This window comes from Streptomyces lanatus (assembly GCF_014655715.1).
Classification (GTDB): domain Bacteria; phylum Actinomycetota; class Actinomycetes; order Streptomycetales; family Streptomycetaceae; genus Streptomyces; species Streptomyces lanatus.
Window position 1 is genome coordinate 1 of record NZ_BNBM01000002.1, and the last position, 11,853, is coordinate 11,853.

11 protein-coding genes, 2 pseudogenes and 1 riboswitch are annotated in these 11,853 nt (G+C 70.1%); of the genes and pseudogenes, 8 read left to right on the forward strand and 5 right to left on the reverse strand.

The genetic code is table 11. The features are described from left to right. A pseudogene (locus IE325_RS47210) lies at positions 1-120 on the reverse strand (IS481 family transposase); the annotation flags it as partial. Positions 121-257: 137 nt separating this feature from the next. Then, a riboswitch (cobalamin riboswitch) is annotated at positions 258-338 on the forward strand. A gap of 122 nt (positions 339-460) precedes the next feature. Between IE325_RS47210 and IE325_RS05275 the strand changes: the two are divergent. From IE325_RS05275 to IE325_RS05300, 6 genes are all read left to right on the forward strand, one after another. Then, positions 461-1,672, forward strand: coding sequence for an SCO2321 family membrane protein (locus IE325_RS05275; RefSeq protein WP_190068532.1), 1,212 nt, complete (start codon positions 461-463; stop codon positions 1,670-1,672). Next, positions 1,669-2,307, forward strand: coding sequence for an SCO2322 family protein (locus tag IE325_RS05280; protein ID WP_190068533.1), 639 nt, complete (start codon positions 1,669-1,671; stop codon positions 2,305-2,307). Before IE325_RS05275 ends, IE325_RS05280 begins: the two co-directional genes overlap by 4 nt. After that, the gene (locus IE325_RS05285; RefSeq protein ID WP_190068534.1) at positions 2,307-3,386 is read left to right on the forward strand and encodes an energy-coupling factor transporter transmembrane component T; all 1,080 of its coding nucleotides are present in this window, start codon (positions 2,307-2,309) and stop codon (positions 3,384-3,386) included. The genes IE325_RS05280 and IE325_RS05285 overlap by 1 nt, the downstream gene beginning before the upstream one ends. Next, positions 3,383-5,068 (forward strand): ABC transporter ATP-binding protein, encoded by a 1,686-nt coding sequence (locus IE325_RS05290; RefSeq protein ID WP_190068535.1) that lies wholly within the window; start codon positions 3,383-3,385, stop codon positions 5,066-5,068. Before IE325_RS05285 ends, IE325_RS05290 begins: the two co-directional genes overlap by 4 nt. Then, complete coding sequence (locus IE325_RS05295; RefSeq protein ID WP_190068536.1) at positions 5,065-5,892, forward strand: ECF transporter S component; 828 nt, start codon at positions 5,065-5,067, stop codon at positions 5,890-5,892. Before IE325_RS05290 ends, IE325_RS05295 begins: the two co-directional genes overlap by 4 nt. A gap of 290 nt (positions 5,893-6,182) precedes the next feature. After that, a complete protein-coding gene (locus IE325_RS05300) occupies positions 6,183-6,599 on the forward strand; it encodes an aggregation-promoting factor C-terminal-like domain-containing protein (RefSeq protein ID WP_190068537.1) in 417 nt (138 codons plus the stop codon). Between the two features lie 175 nt (positions 6,600-6,774). On the opposite strand, the gene IE325_RS05305 is transcribed toward IE325_RS05300, so the two are convergent. Continuing rightward, positions 6,775-8,013: a cytochrome P450 gene (locus IE325_RS05305; RefSeq protein ID WP_190068538.1), complete on the reverse strand. Its 1,239-nt coding sequence runs from the start codon at positions 8,011-8,013 to the stop codon at positions 6,775-6,777. Between the two features lie 190 nt (positions 8,014-8,203). Here IE325_RS05305 and IE325_RS05310 point away from each other — a divergent pair, with 190 nt between their 5' ends. Then, a complete protein-coding gene (locus IE325_RS05310; RefSeq protein ID WP_190068539.1) occupies positions 8,204-9,373 on the forward strand; it encodes a steroid 3-ketoacyl-CoA thiolase in 1,170 nt (389 codons plus the stop codon). Here the strand turns inward: IE325_RS05310 and IE325_RS05315 are convergent. Next, the gene (locus IE325_RS05315) at positions 9,357-9,557 is read right to left on the reverse strand and encodes a DUF397 domain-containing protein (RefSeq protein WP_190068540.1); all 201 of its coding nucleotides are present in this window, start codon (positions 9,555-9,557) and stop codon (positions 9,357-9,359) included. The two genes, IE325_RS05310 and IE325_RS05315, sit on opposite strands and share 17 nt — an antisense overlap. Continuing rightward, on the reverse strand, positions 9,517-10,365 hold the full coding sequence (locus IE325_RS05320) for a helix-turn-helix domain-containing protein (protein WP_190068541.1): 849 nt from the start codon (positions 10,363-10,365) through the stop codon (positions 9,517-9,519). The genes IE325_RS05315 and IE325_RS05320 overlap by 41 nt, the downstream gene beginning before the upstream one ends. 92 nt (positions 10,366-10,457) lie before the next feature. On the opposite strand from IE325_RS05320, the gene IE325_RS05325 reads away from it, so the two are divergent. Then, positions 10,458-10,877, forward strand: a complete 420-nt coding sequence (locus IE325_RS05325; protein WP_190068542.1) for an ATP-binding protein — start codon at positions 10,458-10,460, stop codon at positions 10,875-10,877. An 89-nt stretch (positions 10,878-10,966) separates the two neighbouring features. Here IE325_RS05325 and IE325_RS46820 read toward each other — a convergent pair. Next, positions 10,967-11,842, reverse strand: a pseudogene (locus IE325_RS46820) (ArsR family transcriptional regulator); the annotation flags it as partial. Positions 11,843-11,853 lie beyond the last annotated feature (11 nt).

Sequence of the window (11,853 nt, forward strand, 5' to 3'; positions counted from 1 at the left end):
CTGGCGGCTGATGCCGTAGTAGCGGCAAGTGGCAGCCACACTCCCGCTCACCTCTTCCACGTGGCGCAGCACCGCCAACCGGTGCCTGGCACGCCTTGAAAGCTCGCGTTCGGTCATCATGGAGGTCTCCTAGATACGAGAGACCCACCTGTCAATAACGTCCGTCAGTTTTAGAACTAGGGCCTGACAGGTGGCCCTCAGGGCCCCGGTTACGTGCGGGTAGAGTGGCCGCGTCGTCATCACACCCGTACGGGGGAAAGCCGGTGCAATTCCGGCGCTGACCCGCAACCGTGAGCCGGTCGTCGAAAGCCGGTGAGCCGGATCGCCCCGGGCGGAGAAGTGACCGGCTCACGTGCCCGGCAGCCTGCCGGTGCGCGGCACCGTCGAGGTATACGGAGCCGAGCCGCCGGGGGTCCCCCCTGTGCTGCCCGGTCCCCTTAGGGAAGGGCACCCGCCGATCATGAACGTCCGTCGCAGCGCCGCGGTCCTGGCCGCCGCCGTCGTGATCGGCGCGGCCGCACCGGCCGTGGCCGCCGATTCGTCGCCCTCCGCATCGCCGTCCCAGGCGTTCCCCGCCGAGCTGTACGGCGGCACCGACCCGACGTACGACGGCGTCTGGCGTCAGTCGCTCGCGCTGCTCGCGCAGGACACGGTGGGTGTGCGGCCGGCCAAGGGGGCGGTGGACTGGCTGGTGGGGCAGCAGTGCGCCGACGGGGCCTTCGCTCCGTATCGTGCCGAGCCCGCCTCGGACTGCGGCCCCAAGAACCTCGTAGACACCAACAGCACTGCCGCCGCCGTACAGGCCCTCGCCGCCCTCGGCGGGCACGACGCCGCCACCGGGAAGGCGGTGACCTGGCTGAAGTCCGTGCAGAACAAGGACGGCGGGTGGGGATACACGGCCGGTGGGGCGAGTGACACGAACTCCACGTCGGTCGTGATCGGTGCGCTGGCCGCCGTCGGTGAGAAGCCGGACGGGGTGGTGAAGGGCGGGCAGTCGCCGTACGACGCGCTGCTCAAGCTCGCCCTGCCCTGCGAGGGCGACGGCGCGGGCGCCTTCGCCTTCCAGCCGGACAAGAAGGGCGCCCTCGTCGCGAACGCGGACGCCACCGCGGCGGGGGTCGTCGGCGTGCTCGGCAAGGGGCTCGTGGTCACCCCCGGTAAGGCGGCGTCCGCCCCGACCTGCGCCGACGCCCGCACCCCGGAGCAGGCCGCCGCCAACGGGGCCGCCCACCTCACCCAGGCCCTCGCCAAGGACGGCCACCTGATGTCCGCCCTCCCCGGCGCCGAGGACCAGCCGGACTACGGCAACACGGCCGACGCGGTCGTCGCGCTCGCCGCCCGTTCCGGTGCCGACGCCGCGCAGAAGCCGTTGCGCTGGCTGGAGCAGAACTCCGCCAAGTGGGCCCAGCAGAGCGGCCCGGCCGCCTGCGCCCAGCTGATCCTCGCCGCCCACGCCGCCGGCGCCGACCCGCGTGACTTCGGCGGCGCGGACCTGGTCAAGCAGCTCAACGCGACCGGCCCGGCACCGCAGCAAGCGGCGACCGACAAGCAGGAGGAGAAGAAGGACGACGACAGCCCCTTCGGCGTCTGGTGGTACGTCGGCATCTTCCTCGTCGTCGGCATCGGCATCGGTTTCCTGCTGAGCGGCCGTAAGAAGGGCCCACAGGCGTGATCCGCCGTGTACTCGCTCCGCTCCTGGCCGCGCTGGTCCTGCTGACCGGCGCGGCCCAGGCCGCCCAGGCGACCGGCTATCGGTACTGGTCCTTCTGGGAACGCGAGGGCAGTGCCTGGACCTACGCCACCCAGGGCCCCTCCCTCGCCCGCCCCTCCGACGGCGACGTCCAGGGCTTCCGCTTCGCGGTCAGCGCGGACTCGAAGGACGCGGCACAGCCGAGGGGCGCGGCCGAGTTCGCGGTGATCTGCGCACGCACGCCCGCGCAGGACGGCAAGAAGCGGGTGGCTCTCGTCATCGACTTCGGTACGGCGGCCGACGCCCCGTCGGGCGAGACGCCCCCGGCCCGCCGTACGGCATGCGCCCGGGTGGCTCCGGACGCGTCGACGGCGGAGGCGCTGGCGGCGGTCGCCAAGCCCCTGCGCTACGACACGAACGCCCTGCTGTGCGCGATCTCCGGGTACCCGCGGAAGGGATGCGGGGAGCAGGTGTCGGGGACGGACGAACCGGGGACCGGTGTCGAGAGGAGCACTGCGGACGACGACGGCCCGTCCGTGGGCCTGATAGCGGGCATCGCCGTAGTCGCCGTACTGGGGGCGGCAGCCGTCTGGCAGGCACGGCGGCGGCGTTCCTGATGGGGCTGCACCCCGGCGCCTGGTGGCTGTGGTCCCTCTCCCTCGGCACCGCCGCCACCCGCACCACCAACCCCCTCCTCCTCGCCCTCCTCATCGCCACCTCGGCCTATGTCGTGGTGACCTGTCGCTCGGACGCCCCCTGGGCCCGCAGCTACACCGCCTTCGTCAAGCTCGCCCTCGCCGTCCTCCTCATCCGCCTCGTCTTCGCCGTGGCCCTGGGCTCCCCCATCCCCGGCACGCACGTGATCGTGACGCTGCCCGAGATTCCGCTCCCCGACTGGGCCCAGGGCATCCGGCTCGGCGGCAAGGTGACCGCGGAGACCCTCGTGTACGCCCTCTATGACGGCCTGCGCCTCGCGACGCTGCTCATCTGCGTCGGCGCGGCGAACTCCCTGGCCAACCCCACCCGCCTCCTCAAGTCCCTCCCCGGTGCCCTCTACGAGATGGGCGTGGCCGTGGTCGTGGCCCTCACCTACGCCCCCCACCTCATCGCCGACGTCCAGCGCCTGCGCGCCGCCCGCAGGCTGCGCGGCCGCCCCCACACCGGCATCAGGGGCCTGCTGCACGTCGGACTGCCGGTCCTGGAGGGCGCGTTGGAGCGCTCGGTCGCCCTCGCCGCCTCGATGGACGCGCGCGGCTACGGCCGTACCGCCGACGTCCCGCCCCGTGTCCGGCGTACGACGACCGCGCTCACCCTCGGCGGCCTGCTGGGCGTCTGCGCGGGAACGTACGGCCTGCTCACCGCCGAGGGCGGCACCTACGGCCTCCCGGTCCTCCTCATCGGGCTGGCCGCAGCGCTGGCGGGGCTGCGGCTTGGCGGTCGCCGTGCCCTGCGGACCCGTTACCGCCCGGACCGCTGGGACGCCCGTGCCTGGCTGGTCGCCGCCTCCGGCGCGGCGGTCGCGGCCCTGCTGACCCTCGCCGCCGACCGCGACCCGGCGGCCCTGCACCCCGGCGTGGTCCCGCTGGTCGCCCCGACCCTCCCCCTCTGGCCCGCGGCGGCGGTACTCCTCGGCCTGCTCCCCGCCTTCCTCGCCCCCGCACCCCGAAGCCCAGCCACCCGCAAGGAGCCGTCGTGATCCGCTTCGAGAACGTCTCCGTGACGTACGACGGCGCCCCCGAACCGACCATCCAGGGCGTCGACTTCGAGGTCCCCGAAGGCGAACTGGTCCTCCTCGTGGGCCCCTCCGGCGTAGGCAAGTCCACCCTCCTCGGCGCGGTGAGCGGCCTCGTCCCGCACTTCACCGGCGGCACCCTGCGCGGCCGCGTCACGGTCGCCGGCCGCGACACCCGCACCCACAAGCCGCGCGAACTCGCCGACGTGGTCGGCACGGTGGGCCAGGACCCCCTCTCCCACTTCGTCACGGACACCGTCGAGGACGAACTCGCCTACGGCATGGAGTCCCTGGGCCTGGCCCCCGAGGTGATGCGCCGCAGAGTCGAGGAAACCCTCGACCTGCTCGGCCTCGCCGACCTGCGCGACCGCCCCCTGGCCACCCTCTCCGGCGGCCAGCAGCAGCGCGTGGCGATCGGCTCGGTCCTCACCCCGCACCCCAGCGCCCTGGTCCTGGACGAACCGACATCGGCCCTCGACCCCGCCGCCGCGGAGGAGGTCCTCGCGGTCCTGCAACGCCTGGTCCACGACCTGGGCACGACGGTTCTGATGGCCGAACACCGCCTGGAGCGGGTCATCCAGTACGCCGACCAGGTGCTCATGCTGCCCAGCCCCGGCGCCGCTCCGGTCCTGGGAACCCCGGCCGAGATCATGGCCGTATCGCCGGTGTACCCGCCGGTGGTGGACCTGGGCCGACTGGCGGCCTGGTCACCACTGCCGCTGACGGTGCGGGACGCAAGGCGCCGGGCGGCGGACTTGCGGCAACAGTTGGAGCAACGGGACGGCAACGCGCCCCTTAAGGGGCGCGGGGAACTGCGCGACCAGCCACAAACCACCCGCACTCGCCACCACACCACACCCCCCACCCCATTGGGCGAACCCACCCCCCGCCGCTGGTTCCAACGCAGACGCGCCACCCCCACCCCTGAATCCCTCTACGCAGCCGAGGTAAAGGCCCTCTCCGTAACCCGCGACCACATCCAAGCCCTCAGCAGCATCAACCTCACCATCACCCCCGGCGAGACAGTCGCCGTAATGGGCCGCAACGGCGCCGGCAAATCCACCCTCCTCAACACCCTCGTAGGCCTCATCAACCCCACCTCCGGCAAGGTCACCCCCGGCGGAGCCGTAGGCCTCGTCCCCCAAGAACCCAGAGACCTCCTCTACGCCGACACAGTCGCCGCAGAGTGCACAACCGCAGACGCCGAAGCCAGCGCAGCGCCCGGCACCTGCCGCGCCCTCGTCTCCGAGCTCCTCCCCGACATCGCGGACGACACCCACCCGCGCGACCTCTCCGAGGGCCAGCGTCTGACGCTCGCGCTGGCCATCGTCCTGACGGCCCGCCCCTCGCTGCTCCTGCTGGACGAACCGACCCGTGGCCTGGACTACGCGGCGAAGGCCCGCCTGGTGACGCTGTTGCGTGACCTCGCGGCGCGGGGCCACGCCATCGTCCTGGCGACGCACGACGTGGAGCTGGCCGCCGAGCTGGCGGATCGCGTGATCCTTCTCGCGGAGGGCGAGGTGATCGCCGACGGCCCGACCGCGGACGTCGTCGTGTCGTCCCCCTCCTTCGCGCCGCAGGTGACCAAGATCCTCGCCCCGCAGAAGTGGCTGACGGTCGCGCAGGTACGGCAGGCCCTGTCATGACCGGCGCTCAAGGGCAGGCGCGCCCCATCCCCCTCGGCCCCCGCTCCATCGCGGCCCTGATCCTGGTGAGCGCGGTCGGTGTCGCCGCCCTCGGCTGGCCGTTCCTCGCGCTGCCCGCCTCGCAGGTGAGCGCTCACGCTCAGGACGCGCCGTGGCTGTTCACCGGCCTTTTGGTCCTCCTGGTCGCCATCGTCGCGGCGACGATCTCCGAATCGGGGCTCGGCCCGAAGGCGGTGGCGATGCTGGGGGTGCTCGCGGCGACCGGTGCGGCGCTGCGTCCGCTGGGCGCGGGGACGGCCGGTCTGGAGCCGATGTTCTTTCTGATGGTGCTCAGCGGGCGGGTCCTCGGGCCGGGTTTCGGCTTTGTCCTGGGCTCGGTGACGATGTTCGCGTCGGCGCTGCTCACGGGTGGGGTGGGGCCGTGGATGCCGTTCCAGATGCTGGCGATGGGCTGGTTCACGATGGGGGCGGGGCTGCTGCCGGGCTCGGACCGGCTGCGTGGCCGGGGTGAGCTGGTCCTGCTGGCCGGCTACGGCTTCTTCGCCGCCTTCGCCTACGGCACGGTGATGAACATGCAGGGCTGGCCCTATCTGCTCCAGGACGGCTCGAACATCGCCCCGGACTCCGACGCCGGGCCGCTGGGGAACCTGGCCCGCTTCATCGCGTACTGCCTGGCCACCTCGCTGGGCTGGGACCTGGGGCGGGCGCTGGTGACCGTCGTGCTGACCTTCGTTCTCGGCGCGGCGATCCTCAAGGCGCTGCGCCGGGCCACGCGGCGGGCTGCCTTCGAGAGCCCGGTCACATTCGACGCACCCACAGGGTGAGCGCCCGCGCACGGACCGTCATACGAGCGGTGAAGCACCCCACATGACTCACATCACCTACGATCCACCTTAGTCGGGCAAATCGGACGCCATGTACATGCAATCACCATGCCTGACCTGCGCATTGAGAGCCAGCTCACACGATCACCGACTCCCCCGCATACGACGACAACTAGCAAAAGCGCCCATTGCGGACACCATCCCGACCTGTTTCTGTTGAGGACGTCGCACGGCGCCGATGTGCCCACAGGGCCACGGCGCCGACGCATGTCCCCGACGAAAGGTTCTCCGTGTCCGCCGTTTCTCTCTTCCGCCGCGTCTCCGCCCCGAAGAAGGCCCTCGCCGGTGCCGTCCTGGCCGCCGCCACCGCCGGCACGATGTTCGCCGCCGCGCCCTCGCAGGCCGCGGAGAGCGGGTCCTCCTCGGCGCAGTCGATCGCGAAGAAGATGATCTCGGACTCGGCCCAGTACCAGTGCTTCTCGAAGATCGTCGACCACGAGAGCGACTGGAACGTCAACGCCACCAACTCCTCGTCCGGCGCCTACGGCCTGGTCCAGGCCCTGCCGGGCAACAAGATGGCCTCCGCCGGCTCCGACTGGAAGACCAACCCGGCCACCCAGATCGAGTGGGGCCTGGACTACATGAAGGACCGCTACGGCAGCCCGTGCGGCGCCTGGGGCTTCTGGCAGTCCAACGGCTGGTACTGAGCCCGAGCCATCCCGGCCCGGCTCCCAGCCCCCTGAACCGAAGGCGGCGACCCCCGATCCCCGGGGTCGCCGCCTTCGCCATGCCCCCGCGCATCTGGGGGACGACGCCTCGGGGGAGGCAGGAACGGGGCGTAGGGATAGGGGGTGCTCCTGCCTCCCTCGGGACGGGTCAGCCTCAGCCGGTGCTGACCTGTAGTTCCTTCACACCGTTGATCCACGCGGAGCGAAGACGGCGCGGATCGCCGGCGAGTCGAAGATCCGGCATCGCGTCGGCGACGGCGTTGAAGAGGAGGTCGATCTCCAGGACGGCCAGGGACTTGCCCAGACAGAAGTGGGGGCCGCCTCCGCCGAAGCCGAGGTGGGGGTTGGGGTCGCGGGTGATGTCGAAGGTGTCCGGATTCTCGAAGACCTCGGGGTCGTGGTTCGCCGAGGCATAGAAGATGCCTACCCGTTCTCCCTTCTTTATGCGCTTCCCGCCCAATTCCGTGTCCTGAGTGGCGGTTCGCTGGAAGGAGACGACGGGGGTCGCCCAGCGGACGATCTCCTCGGCCGCCGTCGCCGGCCGCTCCGCCTTGTACAGCTCCCACTGTTCGGGGTGGGTGAGGAAGGCGTGCATGCCGTGGGTGATGGCGTTACGGGTGGTCTCGTTGCCGGCGACGGCCAGCATCAGCACGAAGAAGCCGAACTCGTCGGAGCGGAGGCTGCCTTCGTCCTCGGCCACCACCAGCGTGGTGACGATGTCCTTCGCCGGGCACTCCTTGCGGTCGGCGGCCATGTTCATCGCGTACGAGATGAGTTCGGTGGCCGACTCGGCGCCGACCTCCTCGGTGATGGCGTACTCGGGATCGTCGTAGGCGATCATCTTGTTCGACCAGTCGAAGATCTTGGCCCGGTCGTCCTGCGGTATGCCGATGAGTTCGGCGATGGCCTGGAGGGGCAGTTCGCAGGCGACCTCGGTGACGAAGTCGAAGGGGCCCGAACGGTCACGGGCGTTCGCGGCGATGTTCCGGGCCCGGTCACGCAGCCGCTCCTCCAGCGCCCGGATGGCGCGCGGAGTGAAGACGCGCTGGACGATCTGGCGGACGCGGGTGTGCTCGGGCGGGTCCATGTTGAGCAGGATCAGCCGCTGGGCGTCTATCGCGTCCCGCTCGATGTGCTCGTTGAAGCGGATGATCGCGGTGTTGAGGGAGGACGAGAACAACTCCGGGTGCGTCGACACATATCTGACGTCCGCGTGCCGGGTCACCGCCCAGTAGCCCTCGTCCTGGAAGCCGGCCACATTGGCCGACTGCGGGATCCAGCGGACCGGTTCGGCGCGGCGCAGCTCGGCGAACTCCGGGAGGGGCACGCGGTGGTGCAGTACATCGGGATCGGTGAAGTCGAACCCGTCGGGAAGCGCGGGACAGGGCGGCATGGGCAGCTCCTGACGGTTCATCAGCTAGGAGGGATCGCGGTGACGGTAGTAACGGGTTCTACAACTCGCAATAGGCATGGACTCCCCAATTGCCCGCACGACCCTTGCGGTAAGCGAGTGTCCATCAGCACACTGCACACAGAACTAGAACACGTACCAGTTCCGCAGCGCCCGGAGAGGATCCGCACCCATGGCTGCCGAACCCGTGATCGTCGAAGCCGTACGCACCCCGATCGGCAAGCGCGGCGGCGCGCTCGCCAACCTCCACCCCGCCTATCTCCTGGGCGAGACCTACCGCGAACTCCTGGGTCGCACCGGCATCCCCGCCGACTGTGTCGAACAGATCGTCGGCGGCACGGTGACCCACGCCGGCGAACAGTCCATGAACCCCGCGCGCACGGCCTGGCTGACCATGGGCCTGCCCTACGAGACGGCGGCGACGACCGTCGACTGCCAGTGCGGTTCCTCGCAGCAGGCCTCGCACATGACGGCCAACATGATCGCGGCGGGCGTCATCGACGTCGGGATCAGCTGTGGCGTCGAGGCGATGTCCCGGGTGCCGCTGGGGTCGGGCTCCAAGCACGGGCCCGGCAAACCGTTCCCCGACGAGTGGAACGTCGACCTGCCCAACCAGTTCGAGGCGGCGGAGCGGATCGCCCGTCTCCGCGGGCTGACCCGGGAGAACGTCGACTCGCTCGGACTGCTCTCCCAGGAACGGGCCGCCGCCGCGTGGGCGGAGGAGCGGTTCAAGAGGGAAACGTTCGCCGTCCAGGTCCCGACGACGGAGGACGAGCAGCGCGCCGGGCAGGGCATGTGGCGCCTCGTGGACAAGGACGAGGGCTTGCGTGACACGTCCATGGAGGCGCTGGCCCGGTTGAAGCCGGTCATGCCGACGGCCGTCCACACCGCCGGAAACTCCTCACAGATCAGCGACGGCTCGGCGGCGATCATGTGGGCGTCGAAACGGATGGCTCGCGCCCTGAAGCTGCGGCCCCGGGCACGCATCGTGGCCCAGGCGCTGGTCGGTTCCGACCCGCACTTCCACCTCGACGGCCCGATCGACGCGACCAAGGCGGTGCTGGGCAAGGCCGGGATGTCGTTGAAGGACATCGACCTCGTGGAGATCAACGAGGCCTTCGCGTCGGTCGTGTTGAGCTGGGCGCAGGTCTTCGAGCAGGACCTGGCGAAGGTGAATGTGAACGGCGGCGGAATCGCACTCGGGCACCCGGTGGGGGCCACCGGGGCTCGGCTGATCACGACGGCGCTTCATGAACTGGAGCGGGTGGACAAGGAGTTCGCACTGGTGACGATGTGTGCGGGTGGTGGGCTGGCCACCGGCACGATCATTCAGCGGCTGTAGTCCAGGCGAGGAACGCGGTGAAGGTGGCGGGCTCGATGGTGAGGATCGGGCCCGCCGGGTTTTTGGAGTCGCGGATGGCGACAGCGGTGGTCATTCCGGCGATTTCGATGCAGTCGCCGCCCTGGTCACCGCTGTAAGTGGACTTACGCCACTGGATCCCCGTCAGAATCCCGGTGCTCTCCATAACGCTCCTCCATCACACGCCGGATCAACTCCGCCGAGTCCTTGAGGGAGAGGGCGGCGGCCTGGAGATGATCGTATCGGAGCGAGCAATCCTTGACGCTGTCCGGGTTGGCGGTGGGATGCCCGCTGCCGTACCCCTCGGTGTAGACGATGGTGGGATCGCTAGGGAAGCGGTAGACGTTGAATGAGCCCTGCAAACCCGCGTGCGCTCCGGCCGAAAACGGCAACACCTGGATGTTGACCCTCGGGTTGTGCTCGAAGGACAACAAGTGGGCCAATTGCTCGCGCATGATTGCCGGACCGCCCACTTCCTGGTGGAGCGCCGCCTCACCCAGGATCATCCAGAAGACCGGCGGCTCGCCCTTCTCGAAGATGCGCTGACGGGACAGCCGTACCTCGGTGCGGTCGTCGAGGTCGGTGTCATCCAGCACGCCGAGTACGGCACGCGCGTACTCCTTGGTCTGTAGAAGTCCATGCACAACCTGCGACTGGAAGGTACAGATCTCCGTCGCCCGCGCCTCCAACTCCGCCACCTGCTGAAACCAGGCCGGAAGTTGACTACGCATCACCAGCTCATGCAGCCGGGACAACGCCCCGCCCGTCCCCAGCGCCGCATCCACCCGCTCACTGAAGGGCAGCGTCGGCAACTTGCGGGCCGTTTCGATCTGGCCGACCAGTGAGCCGGTGCAGTACACGATGCTTCCGAGCTGCTTCTGCGTCAGTCCCGCCGCCTCTCTGTACCGGCGTAGCTCGAAGCCGTAGTAGTCCAGCGGCGAGGCGCCCGGGTCGAGGGTGTTGATCTGGGTCACGCAGCGGCCCCTCTCTTGCAACTCGGCCCACTTCGGGACCTGTTGTGTCCGTTCGGTAGCCCAGAGTAGTTGCGCGAGGTCACGCTCGTACCGTGAACGGATACATTCCCCCCGCCTACCAGGCCCCCCGGCGTCCGCAGTACCGACTCCGACTCACCGTCAGCGAGCACTCCGCCCGGCATATCCGGGCCATCGCGCGCTCGCTGCTCGGTGAGTGGGAGATGGGCGAGCTGACCGACGCCGTGGAGCTGGGTGTGACCGAGCTGGTTTCCAATGTCGTACGGCATGTGCCCGACCGGCGTTGTGAGGTCCTGATCCTGCGGCAGATGGCGGGAGTGCGGGTGGAGGTGACGGACGGGGCGGATCAGTTGCCGTCGCCGTCCTGCGACCACCCCCCCGACGCGGAGACGGGGCGCGGCCTTCTGCTCCTGGGCGCGGTGACGGAGAAGTGGGGTGTGGCGCGCTGCGCGGCGGGCGGTAAGACGGTGTGGTTCGAGTGCGGGGCGAGCTGAAGGCGGGTGCGGCGGGAGACGAGGCGGTCCGCTTCCGGGGTGCGCTGGTAGTAGACGCGGTTGCCTTCGCGGGTGCGGTTGAGGAGTCCGACGCGGTACATCCGGGTGAGGTGGTACGACACCGTGGAGGCGCTCATGTGGTGGCGTTCGGCGAGTTCCGTGGTGGTGCGGGAGCTGCCGAGGTCCGCGAGGAGGAGCAGCCGGGCCTGTCCGATGACCTTGCCGAGTGAGTCCGCCCCGTTCGTGTCGTCGGCGGGGAGTTCGCCCTTCGGGCCGGGGCGTACCGGATAGGACAGGTGCGTTCCGTCCTCGCCCCAGGGGTCGTGCCGCAGCTGCCAGGTCCTGACCAGCGGGGAGGGGTGCAGGACGATGCGCCGCGTTTCGATGACGTTGCGCACGGCCGCGTCCTGGATGAGGAGCGTGCCCGACTCGTACGAGAACACGGGGTGCAGGGAGCTGAGCGTCGAGGCCAGTCCGCGTTCGGCCATGGAGGCGGCGCGGTGCCGGATGTCGCCCTCCATGAGCGGGCGCATCGCGTTCCAGCGGGTGGAGACGCAGGATGCCCAGAAGTGGCCCAGCTCGTCGGCCATCCGGCGGGCGAACGCCCGCTCCCCGCCCTCCAGCGCGGTGGTGATCCTGCGCAGTTCGCCATGGTCGGCGCGGTCGCCGCTTCTCGCGGTTCTCAGGAATCTGTTCATCTGGCGGGCGATCAAGTGGCCGGGAGTGTCTGCCACTTGCCGGAGTTCCTCCTCCAGTGAGGTGCGTCCGCCCCCGCCGGCGAACAGGAAACCCGGCACATAGTCACGCCGAGTTCTGCGGAACGCCATCAGCAGGGTGAGGTCGGGGCCTCTCAGGACCTTCGCGAGCGGCGGCTCGGCGAGGCGCCCGGCGCCGACGGCCGTCAGTCCGAAGTCGAGCAGAAATCCCATCTGGGCCAGCGGGGAAACCACGAATCTCGCGTCCATGAGAGCGTCAG

Bases quoted from the DNA above. Each gene is read 5' to 3' on its own strand.
- IE325_RS05295 (WP_190068536.1), top strand. From the start codon at position 5,065: ATGACCGGCGCTCAAGGGCAGGCGCGCCCCATCCCCCTCGGCCCCCGC.
- IE325_RS05285 (WP_190068534.1), top strand. From the start codon at position 2,307: ATGGGGCTGCACCCCGGCGCCTGGTGGCTGTGGTCCCTCTCCCTCGGC.
- IE325_RS05315 (WP_190068540.1), bottom strand. From the start codon at position 9,557: ATGGAGAGCACCGGGATTCTGACGGGGATCCAGTGGCGTAAGTCCACT.
- IE325_RS05310 (WP_190068539.1), top strand. From the start codon at position 8,204: ATGGCTGCCGAACCCGTGATCGTCGAAGCCGTACGCACCCCGATCGGC.
- IE325_RS05275 (WP_190068532.1), top strand. From the start codon at position 461: ATGAACGTCCGTCGCAGCGCCGCGGTCCTGGCCGCCGCCGTCGTGATC.
- IE325_RS05305 (WP_190068538.1), bottom strand. From the start codon at position 8,013: ATGCCGCCCTGTCCCGCGCTTCCCGACGGGTTCGACTTCACCGATCCC.